Consider the following 21,775-nt stretch of genomic DNA (forward strand, 5'->3'; position numbering starts at 1 on the left):
CGAAATAAGTTGATGATTCATTCATGAGTCTATTTTAAACATACAATAATAGATGATTATGTGATCGTTATAGATTGTGAGCTGATTATTTATCAGTCATAATTTTAGTCACTAACGTTAACCCGTGACTTTCATCCGTGACGTTAATCCGTAATCATAATCAATCACTTATCAATGGTGTGCACTTATATAGCTTATGGCTTTTGATCCTTTATCAAGTCCACATAATCCATGCTCACGCAGTCGCGATAGATTGTCGTGGCTGAGGTGTACCTTGCGCCGCAGCCAGCAAGAAGCGGTGGCATCGTCAACCATGACAGCCACCAGTGACAACTTTTTTAATGCGTATGCGATTTTCTTAGGGGCAAGCCTAGGGCAAATGGGTTGGGTAACCGGTTTACCTCAGCTGTTTGGCGCGATAGCACAACTGTTATCAGTGTGGTTAGCGAGTCATTTTAGTCGCCGACAATTCATTGTTGTGTGTGCAGTATTGCAAGCGGTAGTGGTGTTAGGCATGGGCGCGCTCGCGGCGTTTAGGCCTGATAATGCGGTGTGGTTATTCATTGGCTTAGCGGTGTTCTATCAAGGGTTTATTAATCTGATTCAGCCACATTGGCGTGCTTGGATGGGCATGATAGTGCCACAGCGTCGTCGCGGCGCCTTTTTTGCTTCGCGCACCCGCTTAACCATGATGGCGTCACTAAGCATATTTTTTGTTGGCGGCGGCATCTTAACCTTAACCGACTCAGTGCAGATGGCATGGCTTGGTTTTAGTTTACTGTTTTCGATTGCGGCAATGGGGCGGTTTGTATCGGCGTGGTTATTGTTGCAAATGCACGACCCAGAACCGAGGGTGGCGAAAGCATCTGGGGTATTTACCCAAACCTTGTATAACTTTGGTCAAGCATGGAAAGATAAAACCTTTAGGCATTACAGTTTATTTGTTGCTGGTATGCAGTGCATGGTCGCGATATCAGCACCGTTTTTTGCGGTATATATGCTCGAAGGCTTGCACTTTACCTACTTCGAATTTGTGTTAAGCAGCGTAGCGTCTATTTTGACTCAGTTCATCACCTTGCGGTTTTGGGGGCGCTTTAGCGACCTATATGGCAATCGTCTGGTGATGATCATCACCAGCTGCTTAATTCCCAGTTTGCCGTTGCTGTGGTTATTCTCGGAAAATTATTTATACATTCTCGCCATTCAAGCTTTTTCGGGTTTTGCTTGGAGTGGCTTTACTTTAAGCACTGCTAATTACCTTTACGATATTCGACCCTTTCGCAGTGACTTTGCCATCTATGCCGCCTTACAAGCTGCATTAAGCGCCGGATTTGTATTTGTGGGAGCCATGGTCGGCGGCTCCATTGCCTCATATTCGGAAGTATTTTTAGTTTGGTCTGGTTTGGATACTTGGTTAAGCAGCCCAATATTTGTGGTGTTTATCGTATCAACTACCATGCGATCGCTGGTGGCATTGTGGTTTATTCCGCGCTCGGTCGAGCCCAAAATTCGCCCTAGACCTCAATTGCTGACACTGATTTTCCGCATCCGTGGTTTTAATGCCATATCGGGTGTGAGCTTAGATTGGCTAACCGTTGCCAAGAAAAAACGCGATAAAGAGAAGTAATGACCAGCCGCAAACGGTTATAAAACCGTGGTTGATACGCGAGTGGATCAGAGTGTATTGACGCGCTCATTTTTAATCGACAGCGTTACATTCGGTAATCAAAAAACTTGCGCTTATCAGGCCCAGAAGCGTTAGCGCTAATTTTATTTGGGTGTTTATACTCATCCCAACTGGCCACATTACGGCCCTTGTTCAACCGCGGAAAGTTCAACTGTGGAAATTCAGTGGTATTTGGCTTAGGTAAACCGATAAATTGCAACAGCGCAGCAAAGCTACCAGTCACACTAATATCAAGAGCAATAAAGTCATCTCGCTCAGTAAAATAGTCCAGCACTTGCTGCTGGTGGCGCAGATAGCAGGCTGTTAAATGGCTATCATCAAACACATCCTCAACCTGCCATATATCAAAGCAATGATTAAAGCTGCGTTTCATCACCGGATGAAAACGACCCTTGTCTTTGTCTAAATGCACTAGCATTCTGCCCATTAACATTTGCATTGACGGCAACCACTTATCTAACGGCCTATCTAAATAAACAAACTTAGCGTTGGGAAATAACCTATCTAACTGCTGATAGTCACTAAAACACGGCGCATCAGACACCGCATCGGCCAACATAAACGCCTGCTTAGTAAAGGCTTGGTGGGCAACCGTTAACCCTTGCTCAAGTAAGGCCACACTCACACTGGTTGTGCCGGTACATGCTTTAGGAGGAGTTATTTATGTACATATATGCTATGAGTATTGATTTTAAGGACTTCTACAATACATATGGTCCAATAACAACATGTATTATATTGGAGCGTTTATTAATAACATGAATTTTAATGTGTAATCAGTAGTCCTTCACTGCTAAAAGATTGCTTCGTGTTTAAGTTAACTTACGTGAATAAAGTAATAATAAAAATTTGTTCCAGTCACTGTAATATTCTTCAATAATGAGCTAGCTAATGATGATCGTTAGCTGCAATCCGGTATGATGTGATTAAGTTGGCTTACTCAAGCTCGATATACCAGAAATCTCTATAAGAGAAACTGTTGCACTTACTTCAGCTCAGATTAATGGACAGTATTTATTTTGATAAAGTAACAAAATCAAGTTTTTGAAACGGAATGATGATACGTTAAGATCTTGTATGTGAGTATTTTTTTTAAAAATGCTGCATTTACTTAAAACTTTGTACAGAGCCTGTACATATACCGTTCCAGCAAACAGTTTCAAGTAAACCAACAATACGGACAAATCCGCAATTGAGCACGGTCATGGTTGAACTGAATGTCGCCAGCGCTATGTTATTGATAGTAAAAACTTAGTCGGTGACTTTTCAAAGTGGAAAAGGTTAAAAAAACGTTATGGTTGAAAGTTGTCGCCTTGAGAAAGGAAAACCAATCGAGCTGGAGTATCGTTATTATATTAGTTCTGAGGCGTTAATTGCCGAACAAGCAGCGATAGTCGTTCGAGAACATTAGGGCATAGAATCGATGCGCTGGGTGCTTGATGTCAGTATGAGTGAGGATGTATGTCTGATATACAATGCTCACGGGGCGGAAAATCTATCATGCCTGCATCATATGAGCTTGAATATGTTAGGAGCAGAGCCGACGAAGATAAGCATTGTTAGAAAACAAAAGCGATGCATGATGAATCCATCGATGCTTAAAGTAGTATTAAAGACTGGATTTAGTAGCTCGGTTACAAATAAAATAGCCCTGAGTCCTGTGCTCTCTGCAATATCCCTTGGGCATATCTACATAGTACAGAGCACATATCCCGCCCAGGTCTGCATCTCCCCAGTGTTATGTCAGGGTAAGGATTCATTGAATAGTTTAATAATTGTAAGTTGAATATCTTAATAGACCTAGGATTGTGACTTATGTCATGGAATTTGATTTTAAAATTTGCTATGGTTAATCGCATAATTCAACTGGATACAATTGCATGACTAATATTTTGTTAAATTTAGCAGTTATATTAGCATTAATAATACAGTTATTAATGCCAAATAATGCTATGTCTAGCGAAATGTCTGAATCAAGTATGCAAACTAGCTCTATGTCACATTCAGTTATGATGGACAATGATTGTGATGATACTGATAACTGTTGTCCCGAAGATTCAAGCCACTGTATTAGCCATTGCCATGCAGTCGCTAATGTATTTGTTTTGTTATCAGATTCAAATTTAGTTAATGCTCTATTCACAAGTTCTAAAGTTAACTCAACTTTATGGATATCAACTCCGGCTTCGCTTGGAAGTCAAAATCCCCCTCCAATTGCTTAATTCTTTATTTTAATTAATCACTTACTATTAATTTATAAAGATTTTCGTTGCTCGTTTACTTATGAGCATCATAAAGCATCTGGAGTTTATCATGAAAAAATTTATCGCAATTACACTTTTATCTTTAGCTAGTACAGCTTCAATGGCTGCTACTATTACATTACCTGATTATCTTATTTTTACTTCAGTTGATGGTCAGTCTGTGACTAATAAGGGGCAGATTGAAATTGAGCCAGGTCAACATTTACTTGAACTTCAGTTTTTTGACGTTTTTTCAACGGGAGCAGATGATACTAATTTTGTAAAATCTGATGCATTATATTGGAGTTTGAATTTAACTAAAAACGAAGATATTCAGGTTAGAGCTAAGGATATTTTTACTACAAAATCTGCTCGTAAATTTATCGACGCCCCTCAGATCACAATAGATTCTGTTAGCTTAAAAGGTGAATCAGTGAAGCTGGTTAACCATGAAGAATTAATGTCTATCATTATGAAACAACACGGCAAAATGATGAAACATTAATTGGATAAATAGGGCGCTATCATAGCGCCCTATTTATATCTAATATACTTCTTGAGCTGTGTGTAACACACAGAGTTATAGTAGAACTATCGTAGTTACTTACGTTGGTTTGGAGGTCGTATGAAAGTGACTCAACTCGCTAATAAATTGGGTGTATCCGCTGATACTGTGCGTTTTTATACTCGAATTGGATTACTCAATCCAAGCAAATCTCCCAATAATGGTTATAAAACATTCAACCATAAAGATATGGTGAGGATGCAATTTATTTTGAGTGCTCGAAATTTAGGCTTTTCTGTCGAAGATATTAAAGTTATTTTTTCTAAGACTGATCTTGGGGATAGTGCATGTCAACTTGTACGCGAATTAATTAAAGTAAAGCTGCTTGAAACAGAGCAACAGTTCAACGAAATGGTGAAATTAAGAAGTAAGCTTTCTAAGGCGATACAAGATTGGTCTCAAATGCCTGACAACATACCTACAGGAAACATGATTTGCCATTTGATAGAAAATACAAATCAAGAGGATATAGTTTCAGAGGAATTAGATGTTCCCCATTGTGTTAATGAAACTTCAACGGAGGTTAAGTAATGGATCACACTACACACTCACCCATACAACTCAATATTCTCGGCGCAGGCTGCGCGAGTTGTGTTGGCAAAATTGAAAAAGCGATTAACAACGTAGAAGGCGTTGATTCGGCCGAGATGAATTTTGCGGACAGAACGGTATTAGTTAACGGTAAAGCATCTGCCGAGTTGATTATAAAAGCGGTCGAAAGCGCTGGTTACAATGCCTCTCAAATAAAGGCGGAGTCGGCAGAAGATGTCATGAACGAGAAAGAACAGGCTGATTTGCAACATTATAAAAGTTTATTACGCCATACCATTATCGCTCTGTCCGTCGGTATTCCGTTGATGATTTATGGACTGTTTATTGGCGAAATGACGGTATCAACCCTATTAGAACAAGTGGTGTGGGGACTGGTTGGTGTGGTGACTCTTGCGATTATGCTGATATCAGGTAGGCATTTTTATATCGGTGCATGGAAATCATTTTTAAACCATAACGCCAATATGGATACCCTCATTGCCTTAGGTACCGGTACTGCTTGGGTTTACTCTATGTTGATAGTTGCATTTCCACAATTATTTCCCGAGATGGCAAGGCATGTTTACTTTGAAGCGACCGCAATGATTATTGGTTTAATTAATCTTGGTTTAGCACTAGAAGTTAAAGCGCGCGGTAAAACCTCTGAAGCGATTAAGCGTCTCATTGGTTTGCAAGCTAAAACTGCTCGGGTTATCCGTGATGGAAAAGACCTCGACATCGATATTGCTCATGTATTACTTAATGATCACGTTAAAGTTCGCCCTGGCGAAAAAATCCCAGTTGATGGGGTGGTTATTGAAGGTAACAGCACCATTGATGAATCAATGTTGACTGGTGAGCCAATGCCTGTTGAAAAAGTGATCGGTGACGATGTGGTCACTGGCACCTTGAATAAATCAGGCTCGATCATATTTAAAGCCACTCGTGTAGGTAAAGATACTGCACTGGCGCGCATTATTAGTATGGTCAAACGGGCGCAAAACTCTAAGCCGCCGATTGGACGTTTAGCTGATGTTATAGCCGCTTACTTTGTGCCCGCCATTATGATCATCGCTACAGTCAGTGCCATGGTGTGGTTTAACTTTGGCCCTGAGCCGTCGAGTGTATTTGCCATCGTGTCTGCAACAACAGTATTAATTATTGCTTGTCCTTGTGCGTTAGGACTCGCAACGCCAATGTCAGTGATGGTCGGCGTTGGTAAGGCGGCTGAATCGGGAGTGCTTATTCGGAACGGTGAAGCATTGCAAACCGCGTCTAAAATAACCGCCATGGTATTGGATAAAACCGGCACCATTACCGAAGGTAAACCGCAAGTTACCGATATTATTTTGGTTAATACAGACAGTGAAGAGCAGGTACTTGCCTTGTCTGCTGGAATTGAAAGTCACTCCGAACATCCACTCGCGCAAGCGATTGTTGAAAGTGCGAATGATAGAGGTATTGAAGCCATTAACACTGAGCACTTCAATGCCATTTCAGGTAAAGGTGTAGAAGCTGAAGTGGATGGCCAGATATTATTATTTGGTAATCTAAAATTAATGCAAGACAAAAATATTGATATTGGATTCAATGAAGCTAAGGCCCAAGTGTTAGCTGAAAATGCTAAAACACCAATGTATTTAGCGCTTGCAGGGCAATTACTGGCCATTATTGCGGTATCAGATCCGATAAAGCCTGATTCAATCGAAGCGATTGCGAGACTGAAACGCAGTGGCATCAAAGTGATAATGTTAACCGGGGACAATAAAGCGACCGCCGCCGCAGTGGCTAAAAAAGTCGGTATTGATGATTTTTTCGCAGAAGTCATGCCAGAAGATAAAGCCAATAAAGTGGCTGAACTTCAGCAACAAAATGAAGTGGTTGGTATGACCGGCGATGGGATTAATGACGCCCCCGCATTAGCGTTAGCCGATGTTGGCTTTGCTATTGGAACAGGCACTGATGTGGCGATAGAAAGCGCTGATATTACCTTAATGCGCGGATCACTTCATGGCTTAGCCGATGCGATAGCCATTAGTAAAGCAACGCTGCGCAACATTAAACAAAACTTGTTTGGCGCGTTTATTTACAACGTCGCGGGTATTCCCTTAGCAGCAGGTGTGCTTTTCCCTGTTTTTGGTATTTTGCTAAATCCAGTGATTGCCGGGGCTGCGATGGCCTTTTCATCACTTACCGTAGTGAGTAACGCTAACCGTTTACGTTTGTTTAAAGCCAAAGAACACTAGGAGCTTCAATATGTTAATTAATTTACTGTGTATCGCATTAATCGGTTTTATCATTTGGTGGTTTTGGCTATATAAACCGACAAAGGATTCTAGTGTTGACGCTAGTACATTGATACTGGTTAAAGACGGTGTGTATACGCCTGCACGAATTAAAATTTCGGCTAATACACCAACAGAGATAACTTTTTTACGCCAAGATAAATCCGGATGTTCAGCCACAGTCCTGCTACCCGACTTGGAGATTAGCCAGGATTTAGCGCTGGATAAGCCCACGACGATATCATTACCAGCTCTGGAAAAGGGTGAGTATCCATTTCATTGTCAGATGCAAATGTATAAAGGTGTATTGATTGTTGAGTAAACACTAGATATCCATGCGTATTTTTCAATATGTTGGTATCAATGATGAAGATAATAGCAGTATTAAAATGAGCCTTTTTGAACTTTGCAATCAATATCTTGATTCTAACCTAAGCTGTTTACGGTCTAGGTTAGAAAATTGGCCATTTTTTGTTAATTACTTTTTACCTAAATCATCAGAAAAATGATGAGTTAATGATTAAGAGAGACATTATGAGTGATTTTGAACATAGACCGGGCGTTAAAGAAGCCACTTTAGTTGTCAGAAACCTAAGATTAACTGGAGTAGATAATCAAAATTTAGAAGCATTAAAGACTGAGATAGACAAACTGTTTGGCATAGAAGAAGTGATTTATAATGACAAATCGGGATCTATTTATCTAACCTATGATGCCAGCCATATCAATTTAGAAGGTATTGAAGCGGTTATCAGAAAGCATGGTGCTAATATTCATAACGATTGGTGGACTCATGTGAAGGAAAGTTACTACCAATTTGTGGATCAAAACATCAAAGATAATGCAAATCATCAACCACATAGTTGCCACAAACCCCCACCAGGATCCAAGATAAGTTAAGACAATTAGATGTTAATTTTTATCGATACAGACTATCTTTTAGTAAGAGCTTTCGAAGTGTGATCTATGTCAAGTATCAGTAGTTAAAAGTAAAAAAACACTACAGTTAACTATGATGATTTAGTCAAGTTGAGTTAACATTAATAGAACTAATTATATTGGAGTTTTATCTTGAGTCGTATGCGAATTATCACAGTGATGCTTATCTTGATGACATTTGTCAGTCAAGCTTTCGCGTCTGTGATTTTGCCATGCCCCTCTGATATGAATTCAATGTTAAGTAAATCAAATCCAGTGAATACCGCTGCGGCTAACGCTTGCCATCACCAATTAACATCAGATGCTGATGCCGTTAAAACATCTACCGCGGACATTACTGATTGTTGTGATAATCAATGTGATTGTCCGATAGGTACTTGTTTTTCAATTGCCCTTGAAATGATAATTGTCCAATCAATAACCATCTCAAGTTTGAGTAGTTTTATATCTGGTTTGACTCAAAATACGACTCCGCAATATAACTCTTCTTTATATCGTCCTCCAATATTTTTTGTTAAATAGGAAAGACCTGATCAATTTTTGATCGTCTTCCTGTTCATTTATCTTTTTTAAAATAAATTAACAAGATATTACCGTTGTTCGGATTCAATACGAGCATTGGTGATTAATTTGGAGGCTATATGTCTTTAATTTACAAGAGATTGGGTGAAATTTACACTCAATATATTTTAATGGTAGTGATGTTCTCTACTAGTCTCAGTGTTGCTGTGTATGCTGCTGAACCAGTACAGACATTAACACTGGAAGAAGCCGTTTATCTCTCTCAATCAAACGATCCCTGGTTAGTCAGCAATCAATTTCAACAAGATGCTATTCAATCAGAGAGTATCGCGGCAGGAACCTTACCAGATCCAAAAATCAGTGTTGGTTTAGCTAATTTGTCCATAAACACTTTTGATTTTGGACAAGAAGCAATGACTCAAATGAAAGTTGATGTCACTCAAATGTTTCCCCGTGGTGATAGCTTAAGTTTACGCAAACAACAACTTGAGTTAATGGCTGAGCAATATCCTTTTTTAAGACAAGATAGACGAGCAAAGTTAAGTGTCACCACAGCTCAAATTTGGTTTGATGTATATAAAGCGCAAGAGAGCATTGCACTGATTGAGCGCAATCGGAACTTATTTGAACAACTATCAGATGTTGTTAAAGCAGGGTATTCATCTGCTTTAGTTAAATCTAATCAGCAGGATATTATTCGTGCTCAGTTAGAGGTGACCCGTCTTGAAGATAAGCTGACCGTTTTGGCCCAGCAAGAAGATATGTTTAAACAGAAATTATCTGAATGGGTTGGTAAGGCATTTGTTGATGAATATCGAATAGGTCATGAACAAGATTATGAGCTGTTATTTTCGACGTTCACCGTCCCTAATATACTTCCTCAAATTAAACTAACGAATCCTAATCTTTATTTCGATGAGGAAAAAAGCCAACATTACCAACAGTCTCTGTATGAAGCGTTCTCTGTTCATCCACTCATTTCAGCATTGGAGCAAAGAATTGAGTCAAGCCGAAAAGGTGTCGAGTTGAAAAAGCAATTGTATAAGCCAGAATGGGGTGTAAATGCTGGATACAGTTATCGAGGCAATGATCCTATGGGTAATTCTCGCGATGATTTGCTATCAATTGGTGTGAGTTTTGATTTACCAATATTTACTTCGTCAAAACAAGACAAGCAAGTTCAAGCCGCTATTTATCAATCGGAATCAATTAAAACGGAAAAGTGGTTACTGCTTCGAAACATGATGGCGTCATACGGTACTGCGAAAGCGCAACTTCTTAAATTGGAACAACGTCAGACACTCTATAACGATTTTTTATTACCTCAAATGCAAGATCAAGCTGATGCGTCGCTAACGGCTTACACAAATGATAAGGGTGATTTCGCTGAAGTCGTACGTTCCCTCATTGCTCAATTAAATACTCAATTAGATGCTTTGGCCATTAACGTTGATTTACAGAAAGTTAAAGTTCAATTGAACTATTTTTTTACCCCTAAAGTGGGCCCAGTTAGCATCTCACATAAATCTTATGTTGATGGAGAAGTAAAATGAACAGCAATTTGAAAATGATCAGCATATTAGTTATCGGTATTCTTACTGGTATTAGTGCATCAACCCTATATACACCGCAGAATCAGATAACTTCAGAGGACAGTGCAAAAGCTAAGCCTTCATATTGGGTCGCACCTATGAATCCTAATTATCGTAGTGATAAACCTGGGAAATCACCAATGGGTATGGATCTTATACCTGTATACGAAGATGGCACCGATTCGACAGATTTTGGACCTGGTGCCATTAAAATATCACCTGCTGTGATTAATAAACTTGGTATGCGCACATCCGTAGCAACGCTTGGAGCACTGGAAACTAGCATTAAAACAGTAGGATACGTTCAATACGATCAAGATCAACTTATTCATATTAATCCTAGAGTAGAAGGATGGATTGAAGAACTTTATGTAAAAGCCTCTGGTGATCCGGTTATTAAAGGGCAACCTATATATTCGATTTATTCTCCTGCTTTAGTTAATGCACAAGAAGAAATGTTATTAGCATTAAATCGAAAAGATCAACGTTTGATTACAGCATCTGAAGCTCGGTTAAAAGCATTATTAATACCAAGCGAGGAGATTAAAGCGCTACGAAAAAATAGAACAGTCAAACAAAATATTACATTTTATGCTGACCAAAGTGGTGTTATTGATAATTTGAATATAAGGGAGGGATCGTTTGTTAAACCGGGTATGACAATGTTTTCAGTTGGCTCATTATCACAAGTATGGGTTGAAGCTGAAGTTTTTGAACGTCAAGCAAACATGGTTAAAGTTGGGCAAGCTGTTGAAATGAAATTAGATTACCTGCCAGGCCAATTTTGGCAAGGAAAAGTCGATTATGTCTACCCGACATTAGACAGTAAAACAAGAACGCTAAAAGTGAGATTGCGTTTCGATAATACCAATGCGGCATTAAAGCCAAATATGTTTGCTCAAGTGTCGATAAAAACACGAAGTGAAGAGGACGTATTACTGTTACCAAGGGAGGCTGTTATTAGAACAGGAAACTCTGATCGAGTTGTACTTGCCCTCGGTGAAGGTAAATATAAATCTGTAGCGGTAACGTTAGGGCGATTAGATGATGACAGCATTCAAATAGAGTCAGGACTGTACGAGGGAGATATTGTAGTCTCGTCTGCACAATTTTTATTGGATTCTGAATCAAATAAAACTTCTGATCTTAAACGTATGACAGCACCAGAAGATGAGCAAGAAAATATTCAAGCCATCACATCTGAAACCGCCTGGGTAGAGGCAAAAGTAAATGGTTTAATGGCTGCACATCGAATGATTAATGTGGACCATCAAGCTGTCAATGAATGGGAATGGCCACAAATGACCATGGACTTTACTGTTGATGACAGTGTGGATTTCTCTGTATTTACCGTTGGTGCTGTGCTTCATATTGAATTAGAAAAAACATCAGACGGCTTGGTCAAAGTGGTAAATATACACTATCCCAAAGATACTGATGATGTATCTAATACAACACATCAAACAGATCATTCAGGAATGGAGATGGGAGAATAACCATGATTGAATCAATAATACGATGGTCTGTAGCAAACAGATTTTTTGTTTTGCTCGCCAGTGCAATTCTCGTCGGCGCGGGTTTATTTTCACTTAAAAATACCCCTATTGATGCTTTGCCTGATTTATCTGATGTTCAGGTAATTATTAAAACAAGTTATCCAGGTCAAGCCCCACAAGTAGTTGAAGATCAAGTCACTTACCCTTTAACTACGGCTATGCTGTCTGTACCTGGTGCAGTAACGGTAAGGGGATTCTCTTTTTTTGGTGATTCATATGTCTATGTCATCTTTGATGAAGAAACCGATTTATATTGGGCTCGTAGTCGTGTGTTGGAATATCTTAGCCAAGTTGTTTCAACGTTACCTGATAATGCAAAGCCTCAATTAGGACCTGACGCAACTGGTGTGGGCTGGGTATATTTATATGCACTAGTTGATAGAACCGGTAAACACGATATTAGTGAGTTACGCAGCTTACAGGACTGGTTTTTAAAGTATGAATTACAAACAGTCCCTGGTGTTTCTGAAGTGAGTGCTCTAGGTGGGATGGTCAAACAGTATCAGATTAAGGTTGACCCAGATAAGTTGCGTGCATTTGGTATACCTTTAGCCGCTATTCAAATGGCGATTAACCGTGGTAATCAAGAAATTGGTGCCTCTGTAGTCGAAATCGCTGAAGCTGAATATATGGTTCGTGCCACAGGATATCTTGAGAATAAAGAGGACATCGGCAATATTCCTTTAGGCGTGAACAATAATGGCACACCATTACTGCTAAAAGATGTTGCGGATATAGGGACCGGACCGCAAATGCGACGAGGCGTCGTTGATCTAAATGGTGAAGGTGAGACTGTCGGTGGCATTATTGTGATGCGATTTGGTGAAAATGCCCAAAAGACTATTGATGGTGTGAAAGCTAAATTAGAGACACTGAAAAAAGGCCTTCCAGAGGGGGTGGAAGTTGTGACCGTTTACGATCGCAGCGGTTTAATTGAGAGAGCCGTATCAAACTTAGGGTTTAAACTACTAGAGGAGTTTTTAGTCGTAGCTTTAGTCTGTATGGTATTTTTGGCGCATGTAAGATCATCACTTGTTGCGATTGTTAGCTTACCAGTTGGTATTTTAACAGCATTTATTATTATGCACTTGCAGGGGTTAAATGCCAATATCATGTCTTTAGGTGGTATTGCTATTGCAATTGGTGCTATGGTCGATGGCGCCATTGTAATGATTGAAAATATGCATAAACATATGGAACGAACGCCATTGACGGCAGAAAACCGTTGGCAGGTTGTAGCGCGGTCTGCCAGCGAAGTTGGCCCGGCATTGTTTTTTAGTTTACTTATTATTACTGTTAGTTTTTTACCGGTATTTACCCTCGAAGCACAGGAGGGAAGGATGTTTTCACCGCTTGCGTTTACTAAAACTTACGCAATGGCTGCATCGGCAGCGTTAGCTATTACCTTAGTGCCAGTGCTAATGGGATACTTTATTCGGGGAAAAGTGCTTCCTGAACACAAAAACCCCGTTAATCGATTGTTAACTGCTGTATATATGCCAGTGTTGAAAAAAGTATTGGCTTTCCCGAAAATAACCCTCCTATTTGCGTTATTTGTGTTGGCAATTGGTGTGTGGCCGTTAAATAAAATTGGTAGTGAGTTTATGCCTCCACTAGATGAAGGCGATCTAATGTATATGCCGACCACTTACCCTGGTATTTCTATTGGTAAAGCTCGCCAATTAGTGCAACAAATGGATAAGTTAATTTACACAGTACCCGAGGTTAAAACCGTATTTGGCAAGGTTGGCCGAGCAGACTCTGCAACGGATCCTGCACCTCTAACAATGGTGGAAACGTTTATTCAGCTTAAGCCCAAAAGCGAGTGGAGAGAAGGACTGACGACTGAGAGTTTAAAACAAGAATTAGACTCATTAGTAAAGTTACCCGGTGTGACGAACGCATGGGTAATGCCAATTAAAACCCGAATTGACATGTTGGCGACAGGGATTAAAACGCCTGTAGGGATTAAAATTGCAGGTCCTAGCCTCAAGGAAATTGAGAAAATTGGTAAACAATTAGAGGAAATCCTTAAAGATGTTAAAGGGACTGCGTCAGTATACGCTGAGAGGGTTGCAGGTGGACGTTATATTAAAGTTGATATCCAGAGGGAGAATGCTGCTCGGTATGGTTTAAATATAGCGGATGTTCAACAAGTTGTGGCTACAGCGATCGGTGGTATGAATATTTCACAAACAGTTGAAGGCTTAGAACGATATCCAATTAATTTACGCTATCCTCAGGATTATCGAAATTCTCCTGAAGCATTAGCTTTATTGCCTATCGTCACTCCGCAAGGTTTGAGGATTTCTTTAGGGGATGTAGCGGATATTGTTATCGAAAATGGACCACCAGGTATTAAAAGTGAAAATGCTCGTCTTAATGGTTGGGCTTATATCGATATTGAAGATGTCGATATCGGTAGTTATGTTGAAATAGCCCAAAAAGTTGTTAGTGATAAATTGGTATTACCTGCCGGTTACTCTATTACCTGGGCAGGTCAATATGAGTATATGGAAAGAGCAAAAGCGAAGCTTACTTACGTAGTACCATTGACTTTGTTTATTATCGTTATTTTATTGTTCATGAATTTCCGCAATGCTGTTGAAGTAGGAATTATTGTGGGAACATTGCCTTTTGCAATGGTGGGCAGTATTTGGTTAATGTATATACAAGGTTTTAATTTTTCAGTTGCTGTAGGGGTAGGTTTTATAGCATTGGCGGGTGTGGCTGTCGAAATTGGCGTCATTATGCTTGTCTATTTAAACCAAGCCTATAGAGAAGCGATTGATCATAGTTCACAGCAGCTAGAAAAATTTGATGAACTAAAGTTGATTCAATCCGTTATTCAAGGTGCAGGTATGCGTGTACGTCCTGTAATGATGACCGCAGCAGCAATCATTGCTGGATTATTACCTATACTTTATGGTACTGGAACAGGTTCCGAGGTGATGAGTCGAATTGCTGCGCCAATGGTCGGCGGAATGGTCAGTGCAATCATACTGACACTATTAATTGTTCCTGTTGTGTTCTTTTTATGGCGTCGTGCTCAATTGAGACATGAGGAACGATAGTGTTGAGTTGATTAAAAAATGATGCAGATAAAAGTATCTGCATCGTTATTTTTATATTAGATTGATTTTTATTTTCATTTAATTATGTTTTTCAAATGAATTTTCATTGCTAAATGCAGTATTTTTCACTAATATTATTCTATAATCATTGGAGATATATTTTGCGTAGAGTCCATTTAATCATGATGTTTGTTTTACTGACGTTTGTCGGTCAAACTTTTGCGTCTGTGATTATGCCTGGTACTATGCCAATGAGTTCAATGACGACTTCAAATATGCCTGCTGAAAATGGCAAAGCATGTCATGACGCTAGTATGCAAATGAACATGGATATGAACGATGGTGCGGATGATAATTGCTGCGCCCAAGCGTGCCATTGTCCTGTCGGCTCATGTTTATCCATCGCTTTAACGATGGCCATGCCAACGCTTAAATCAGAAGTCAGCTTAGTTAATTCTGCAACAATGTTTACCTCAGCACTAATGCCCCAGTATTTTTCATCTTTATACCGTCCTCCAATATTTGCCTAACATAGGCACAGTTACGCCTTTTTTTTGCTAACTGTCCTAGCCAATCATGTAGTTTCAATTTTTTAACTTTTTTCGGTTAATAAACTGACATTAAACCGCGTTGTTTAATGTGACGAAATTTGATTTGGAGGCAATATTATGTCTGCTCTATATCGCAATTCTATTCGTTTTTTTCGTGTCATAGGTACTATTTTTATTCTGCAAATTATGGGAGGGATGTTACCTGCCCATGCAGCGGAGCCCGGCACTACGGCGCCATTACTCACTGTTTATAAAGATGCCAATTGTGGCTGTTGTGAGAAATGGCTTACGCATATTAGTGAGCGTGGATTTAATGTTGATGCCCACAATATTAACAACCTTTATGAGTTTAAACAGTCAAAGGGTATTCCTGCTTCAATGCAATCTTGCCATACCGCAGTGTCATCTCAAGGTTATGTGTTTGAAGGGCATATCCCTGCAAAATTCATTAGTCGTTTTTTAGCCACCCCCCCTAAAGATGCTATCGGCCTAACCGTACCCGCTATGCCTGTGGGCAGCCCTGGTATGGAGTACCAAGATAAATTTATGCCATACCAAGTCTTACTGTTGAAAAATGATGGCAGTAGCCAGGTATACGCCCAAGTGAACTCGCTTGAGGAGTCTGTGCAATGAAATCTCAATACATGATAAAACCCATGATTCAAACGACAAACAGTGAACTCAACAACAGCCGACGCCGGTTTGTGTTTGGTGCATCCGCCATGTTGGCATTGATGTCGATCCCTTTCCCTAAAAATGCCTTTGCCAATGCGTTAAGCCAATCGTTGAGCCAGCTCTCTGGCAAAGTGTTTGACTTATCAATTGACTATAAAATGGTTAATTTTACCGGGAAATCTGCTCGAGCGACTGTTGTAAACCAATTACTGCCCGCGCCGTTATTACGTTGGAAAGAAGGTGAAACAGTCACCTTAAGAGTAAAAAATAATCTCGACCATGATAGCTCTATTCACTGGCACGGTATTATTTTACCCACCGAAATGGACGGTGTGCCTGGCTTTAGCTTTGATGGCATTAAACCCGGTGAAACATTTGAGTATCAATTTACCGTCCAGCAAAGTGGCACATATTGGTATCACAGTCATTCAGGCTATCAAGAACAAACCGGTTTATTCGGTGCTATTGTGATTGATCCGGCTACCCCCGATCCGGTTGTATATGACCGTGACTATGTGATCATGCTGTCTGATTGGTCTGACGAAGCCCCTGAAAACATTTATGCCAAATTAAAGAAACAAGCCGATTACTATAATTACCGTGAGCGTACGGTAATGGATTTTTTCTCTGACGTGAATAAAAATGGCTTAGCCAATACGTGGAACGCTCGTTCGATGTGGAATAACGCGCGCATGAGTGACAGAGACATATCTGATGTTACGGGTTCAACTTACACCTATTTAATGAATGGCAATCCTCCGCAACAGGGCTGGCAAGGATTGTTTGAACAAGGTGAAAAAGTGCGCTTACGCTTTATAAATAGTTCTGCGATGACCATATTTGATGTACGTATACCGGGTCTCAAAATGAGTGTTGTTGCCAGTGATGGTCAGAACATTCAACCGGTTTCTGTGGATGAATTTCGAATCGGTGTTGCTGAAACCTATGATGTGGTTATTGAGCCAGAGGTTGATAATGCCTATTGTATTTTCGCTCAAAGTATTGACCGCACCGGCTTTACGGTAGGTAACCTTACCTCAGATGCCAGTTTACATGCTCCTATTCCCCCAATGGATCCAAGGCCAGTCCTTGGCCACAGTGATATGGGCATGGATATGAGTGATATGGATATGAGCGGTATGGATCATAGCAAAATGGACATGGGCGCTGGTGATATGTCAGGCATGGATCACAGCAAGATGGCTATGGGTGGCGGTGATATGTCAGGCATGGATCACAGCAAGATGGCTATGGACGGCGGTGATATGCCTGGCATGGATCATAGCAAGATGGCTATGGGCAGCGGTGATATGTCAGGCATGGATCACAGCAAGATGGCTATGGGTGGCGGTGATATGTCAGGCATGGATCACAGCAAAATGGCCATGGACGCTGCGAAAGCGACAGTCTCAGGACTAGGGCTTGCAGGCTTTGGCAGTAACAATGAAATTAAACACATTGACACCGAGTTCGGCCCACAAGTGGATATGCGTGCAGATGCGCCAAAAAGTGGTTTACACGATCCCGGGATTGGATTGCGTGACCATCAACAACAATTTAATCGCAAAGTATTAACTTATGGCGATATTAAAGGCTTACATCCTACCTACGACACGCGCCAACCTAGCCGCGAAATTCAACTGCATTTAACCGGCAATATGAACCGATATATGTGGTCTGTGAATGGGGTGAAATTTATGGACGCCGCGCCATTAGAGTTTGAATACGGAGAAAGACTGCGGATCACCTTAGTGAACGACACGATGATGACTCACCCTATGCATTTGCATGGTATGTGGAGTGAGTTAGAGACAGGCGACCCTGATTTTATTCCCCGTAAGCACACGGTATTAGTTCAGCCGGGTTCTAAAATCAGTTACTTAGTCACCGCCGATGCAAAAGGGCAATGGGCATATCATTGCCACTTGTTATTCCACATGCCAGGCATGTTCAGAAAAGTCGTGGTGAAATAAGGGGAATACAGATGAATAAAACGAATTTAGTGGCATTGGGACTGTTGAGTCTGAGCGCCTCATTGGCTAGCTCAGCTGTGTTTGCCGGCGGTAATGATGATCCTCTATTAACAAAAGTCATGCTGGATCAATTTGAAAAAGGCGTGGATCCGCAAGATCCTACCCAGTTTAGTGCACAAGCCTGGTTAGGTTACGATTTGAATAAGTTGTGGCTTAAAACAGAAGGTGAATATTCAAATAGTGATAAGCAAGACCTTGAAATTCAGGCTCTTTACAGTAAGCCCATCGCACCATACTGGGATGTACAATTCGGTATTAAAACCGATATCAAACCGACGCCGAACCGTAATTGGGCTGTGATTGGGGTTCAAGGGTTAGCGCCATATTTCTTTGATATTGATGCGGCCTTATTCATCGGTGATCAAGGCCGTACGGCTATGCGTGTGAGTGCGGAATATGAACTGTTAATCACTCAAAAGTTGATACTCACACCTGAAGTAGAAGTTAATTTATTTGGTAAGGACGATGCTGAACTTGGAATAGGCTCAGGCTTATCTGACGTCAGTGCAGGGCTGCGATTGAGATACGAGATTGTTCGAGAGTTCGCACCCTATATCGGTGTGGATTGGCGTCAGAAGCTCGGTAATACCGCCGATTACGCCCGAAATGAAGGGGAAGAAACACAAGAAACCCAGTTTGTTATTGGTTTTAGAGCTTGGTTCTAAGACCTCGTTCGTACACTGAGTTATAAGCTTGGCGCCAAGATGTTAGCTAAGCCAATATTTAATCATTTATGTAAACCGTTTTTCGATCGTTAAAAACAATATAAAAGGAAATATCATGAAATTATTTAACAACGTTTTAGTCGTAACAAGTCTATTCCTGAGTGCTTCAGCATTTGCTCATGTCGGACTGGGCAGTTCTATGCCCGCTAACGGTGCGATGCTAAGTCAAGCCCCAACAACGCTTGAACTGACCTTTACGGCTCCGGTACGTTTGGTCAAATTAACAATGCAAGATGAGAAGCAGCAAAGCGTACCGCTAACATTACCTTCAAGTGCGACCAGCCAAGCAGCATTTTCATTCGCTCTACCAGCATTAAACGCAGCTAATTACACAGTTAACTGGATGATCATGGGTGACGACGGTCATAAGATGAAAGGCAACATGAGCTTTATGCTTCACGACTCTGGCATGAACACTCGCAGTGCACCGCCTATGACAATGGAGCATGAGACTAGCGAGCACACTGCACATCAATAAGTGGATGAGTAAACATGATATTAACCGTATTTGAAATATCGGTGTTGATATCTAAATGGGTTATCTATCTGAGTGTTGCCGCCGTTATTGGCGGCACATTGATGCAATATCTCATTAAGGGTCAACCGAACCTTGGTATTAACGTTGCAAAATATACCTTCGTAGGTGCCGTTTTGGGGTTGATTGCCGTCAGTATCAACTATTTTGCTCAAGTAGGGGCTTTTGCTGAAAGTGGCTTGATGGGAATATTTGATGCGCAGATGCATGCTTTTCTTTGGCCAACCCAGGTAGGGCAAACGGTGCTTTGGCGCTTAATCGGTTTTGGGATAATGCTAGTGGTTAGTGGTTTACTGTTACATAAGAACCGTTATATCAAAACGTTTTCTGCGGTATTAGCGATTCTCAGCTGTCTGTTAATTGCTGTCACGTTTACTTTTATTGGCCATAGCACTGAGCTGGGATTGCTTGCTCAAGGCTTAATATTGATACACGTGTTGATCATTGGCAGCTGGATAGGCGCTTTTTATCCATTATGGAAATTATGCAGCACCGATGACAACATCGTCATAAAAAATGTCATGGATACATTTGGTCGTTTAGGCATAGTGATTGTCATTCTTGTGTTGCTCTCAGGCATGGGAATGGTGTGGATGTTGTTTGATAGTCCCACTGAATTATTCAGCTCCGATTATGGTATTGCGGTCACCATCAAGCTCTGTTTGGTGGCTATCATTTTGCTTATAGCAGCATGGCATAAATTGGTTTTAGTACCGAAATTAACGATTGCGAACCCATTACTCGCAAAGCAAAAACTACAAAAATCGATTGGATTAGAAGCATTAATAGCAGTACTGATATTAGCGACAACAGCGGTACTTTCGAGCGTGCTAGGTCCTATGAGCCTTGGATAATCACTATAAATTAACAGAGAGATAAAAATGAAGAATAGCCCTTTAACAATACTCATAACGACCGGGATATTACTGATGTCAGCAGGACAAAGCACATTGAGCTTCGCCCATGGTGATGAAACTCACCCTATAGAACAAAAAACGTTTATCGGTGTTGATTCCGCCGCGGGTAATGTTGTCAAACAATTTCATGTTGCATTACAAACGGGCAATGAGGCTATTGTCAGGCAGTCATTAGCTGTCAATGTGCAAATTTATGAAGGTGGAAAAGTAGAACGTTCACTTACGGATTATGCCAATCATCACATGCTTGCAGATATGGCCTACTTAAAAGGGTTAACCATAACGCCAAAAGAACACCAAGTAACGATTACAGATGACATTGCTATTTCAACGTCAATAAGTCACGCCCAAGGTGAATATAAAGGTAAAAGTATTGACTCAATGACCATGGAAACGCTTGTGTTAATTAAACAAGCGGATGGTAATTGGAAAATAACCCACGTGCACTGGTCGTAACTAATAAAAGTTTCATCAACCAGATAAGGGATTATCTTGAGCTTCTTTGTAGGTGCTCCCAAGAAAACCACAAAGACTCGGATCATGTTAGTGCATGATATTTTATGGAAAAGGATTTCCATTTTTTATATAAAAAAAGACCGGAATAACTCCAGTCTTTTTTGATTTTGCATTCAAATATTAACTTTCAATAAGTTGCATAGTAGTAATGCAAGTTCTATCATTATTGAAAGTAGACAGTACCTCTCTTGCCACTCTTTCGCTTCCGTCTTTTGCTTTATGATAAATATTGAATGCTAAGTTTTTATCTTTTGGAACCCAAAAGTCTATAAATCCATCACGTTGTGTCGTGACTTGTTTGTCTATTAATGTTTCACCTGTATCAGTATCAATCATGACAACTTTCATTACTTGATTTTTTATCTCACCGGTACAACCTGTTAAAACATGATTAGTACATGGATGAGAGCTATTAATGTACGGAGCTATTGATAGAAAAAATTGATCTTTTGGTATTGCTACAGAACTACTTTTACCATCTGAAAAAGTTGCAACTATTCTATTGGGTAGAACTTTTATCATTATCCCTTCATTATTTTTATATAGTGTATGTGCTGTTGTTACAGCACTCTTATAATCTAAATCTTTAAACGTTTCTGAATTTATTGTGGCGGCATATGATTGACTTGAAAAAGCAATTATAAGTCCTAGTAAAATATTTTTTTTAATCATGATATGAATCTTCCTATGTTGTTTTTGTGAGATAATATATTTTGTTTAAATGTGTTTATCTATTTTTATTGTAATGTTTGTAGTTTATTTTATATTGATCGAATTAACATTTTTGATATTAATTTAATATTTTTTGTTATTTTAAATATTTCCTTCA

Annotated in this window: 19 protein-coding genes and 2 pseudogenes; 19 read left to right on the top strand and 2 right to left on the bottom strand. The window is 40.1% G+C overall.

Going from position 1 to position 21,775, the window contains the following annotated elements; genetic code table 11:
• Nucleotides 1-196 precede the first annotated feature (196 nt).
• On the top strand, nucleotides 197-1,627 hold the full coding sequence (locus H5123_RS13390) for an MFS transporter (RefSeq protein ID WP_182698289.1): 1,431 nt from the start codon (nucleotides 197-199) through the stop codon (nucleotides 1,625-1,627).
• Nucleotides 1,628-1,712: 85 nt separating this feature from the next.
• On the opposite strand, the pseudogene H5123_RS13395 reads toward H5123_RS13390, so the two are convergent.
• Nucleotides 1,713-2,327 (bottom strand): annotated as a pseudogene (locus H5123_RS13395) (sulfotransferase); the annotation flags it as partial.
• A gap of 554 nt (nucleotides 2,328-2,881) precedes the next feature.
• Here H5123_RS13395 and H5123_RS20665 point away from each other — a divergent pair.
• The 18 genes and pseudogenes from H5123_RS20665 to H5123_RS13480 form a co-directional block, all read left to right on the top strand.
• Nucleotides 2,882-3,320 (top strand): annotated as a pseudogene (locus H5123_RS20665) (ISAs1 family transposase); the annotation flags it as partial.
• Between the two features lie 247 nt (nucleotides 3,321-3,567).
• A complete protein-coding gene (locus tag H5123_RS13400; protein ID WP_083848295.1) occupies nucleotides 3,568-3,909 on the top strand; it encodes a hypothetical protein in 342 nt (113 codons plus the stop codon).
• 91 nt (nucleotides 3,910-4,000) lie between these two features.
• Entirely contained in the window at nucleotides 4,001-4,435 is a 435-nt protein-coding gene (locus tag H5123_RS13405; protein ID WP_182698290.1) for a DUF2057 family protein, read from the top strand.
• Nucleotides 4,436-4,555: 120 nt separating this feature from the next.
• Nucleotides 4,556-5,026 carry a MerR family transcriptional regulator gene (locus tag H5123_RS13410; RefSeq protein ID WP_037425976.1) on the top strand — a complete coding sequence of 157 codons (471 nt, stop codon included), beginning with the start codon at nucleotides 4,556-4,558 and terminating at the stop codon, nucleotides 5,024-5,026.
• Nucleotides 5,026-7,272 (top strand): heavy metal translocating P-type ATPase, encoded by a 2,247-nt coding sequence (locus tag H5123_RS13415; RefSeq protein ID WP_037425974.1) that lies wholly within the window; start codon nucleotides 5,026-5,028, stop codon nucleotides 7,270-7,272. The genes H5123_RS13410 and H5123_RS13415 overlap by 1 nt, the downstream gene beginning before the upstream one ends.
• Nucleotides 7,273-7,282: 10 nt before the next feature.
• Nucleotides 7,283-7,633, top strand: coding sequence for a cupredoxin domain-containing protein (locus H5123_RS13420; protein ID WP_037425971.1), 351 nt, complete (start codon nucleotides 7,283-7,285; stop codon nucleotides 7,631-7,633).
• 212 nt (nucleotides 7,634-7,845) lie between these two features.
• Complete coding sequence (locus tag H5123_RS13425; protein WP_123884662.1) at nucleotides 7,846-8,211, top strand: cation transporter; 366 nt, start codon at nucleotides 7,846-7,848, stop codon at nucleotides 8,209-8,211.
• 273 nt (nucleotides 8,212-8,484) lie between these two features.
• Complete coding sequence (locus H5123_RS13430) at nucleotides 8,485-8,772, top strand: hypothetical protein (RefSeq protein WP_182698291.1); 288 nt, start codon at nucleotides 8,485-8,487, stop codon at nucleotides 8,770-8,772.
• 119 nt (nucleotides 8,773-8,891) lie between these two features.
• Nucleotides 8,892-10,325 (top strand): TolC family protein, encoded by a 1,434-nt coding sequence (locus H5123_RS13435; protein ID WP_248992136.1) that lies wholly within the window; start codon nucleotides 8,892-8,894, stop codon nucleotides 10,323-10,325.
• Nucleotides 10,322-11,860: an efflux RND transporter periplasmic adaptor subunit gene (locus H5123_RS13440; protein ID WP_182698292.1), complete on the top strand. Its 1,539-nt coding sequence runs from the start codon at nucleotides 10,322-10,324 to the stop codon at nucleotides 11,858-11,860. Before H5123_RS13435 ends, H5123_RS13440 begins: the two co-directional genes overlap by 4 nt.
• Before the next feature lie 2 nt (nucleotides 11,861-11,862).
• Nucleotides 11,863-14,994: an efflux RND transporter permease subunit gene (locus tag H5123_RS13445; RefSeq protein ID WP_124018405.1), complete on the top strand. Its 3,132-nt coding sequence runs from the start codon at nucleotides 11,863-11,865 to the stop codon at nucleotides 14,992-14,994.
• A 161-nt stretch (nucleotides 14,995-15,155) separates the two neighbouring features.
• The gene (locus H5123_RS13450; protein WP_235781911.1) at nucleotides 15,156-15,524 is read left to right on the top strand and encodes a hypothetical protein; all 369 of its coding nucleotides are present in this window, start codon (nucleotides 15,156-15,158) and stop codon (nucleotides 15,522-15,524) included.
• A 138-nt stretch (nucleotides 15,525-15,662) separates the two neighbouring features.
• Nucleotides 15,663-16,178: a DUF411 domain-containing protein gene (locus tag H5123_RS13455; RefSeq protein WP_123884748.1), complete on the top strand. Its 516-nt coding sequence runs from the start codon at nucleotides 15,663-15,665 to the stop codon at nucleotides 16,176-16,178.
• Nucleotides 16,175-18,193, top strand: coding sequence for a copper resistance system multicopper oxidase (locus tag H5123_RS13460; RefSeq protein ID WP_182698293.1), 2,019 nt, complete (start codon nucleotides 16,175-16,177; stop codon nucleotides 18,191-18,193). Before H5123_RS13455 ends, H5123_RS13460 begins: the two co-directional genes overlap by 4 nt.
• 11 nt (nucleotides 18,194-18,204) lie before the next feature.
• A complete protein-coding gene (locus tag H5123_RS13465) occupies nucleotides 18,205-18,918 on the top strand; it encodes a copper resistance protein B (RefSeq protein ID WP_182680749.1) in 714 nt (237 codons plus the stop codon).
• Between the two features lie 115 nt (nucleotides 18,919-19,033).
• On the top strand, nucleotides 19,034-19,456 hold the full coding sequence (locus tag H5123_RS13470) for a copper resistance CopC family protein (RefSeq protein WP_182680750.1): 423 nt from the start codon (nucleotides 19,034-19,036) through the stop codon (nucleotides 19,454-19,456).
• A 14-nt stretch (nucleotides 19,457-19,470) separates the two neighbouring features.
• Nucleotides 19,471-20,367, top strand: coding sequence for a copper resistance D family protein (locus tag H5123_RS13475; protein ID WP_182680751.1), 897 nt, complete (start codon nucleotides 19,471-19,473; stop codon nucleotides 20,365-20,367).
• A gap of 75 nt (nucleotides 20,368-20,442) precedes the next feature.
• Entirely contained in the window at nucleotides 20,443-20,886 is a 444-nt protein-coding gene (locus tag H5123_RS13480; protein ID WP_182698305.1) for a nuclear transport factor 2 family protein, read from the top strand.
• A gap of 180 nt (nucleotides 20,887-21,066) precedes the next feature.
• Here H5123_RS13480 and H5123_RS13485 read toward each other — a convergent pair whose 3' ends face one another.
• Complete coding sequence (locus H5123_RS13485) at nucleotides 21,067-21,618, bottom strand: CueP family metal-binding protein (RefSeq protein WP_182698294.1); 552 nt, start codon at nucleotides 21,616-21,618, stop codon at nucleotides 21,067-21,069.
• Nucleotides 21,619-21,775 lie beyond the last annotated feature (157 nt).

Source organism: Shewanella sp. SR43-4 (assembly GCF_014163845.1).
Classification (GTDB): domain Bacteria; phylum Pseudomonadota; class Gammaproteobacteria; order Enterobacterales; family Shewanellaceae; genus Shewanella; species Shewanella vesiculosa.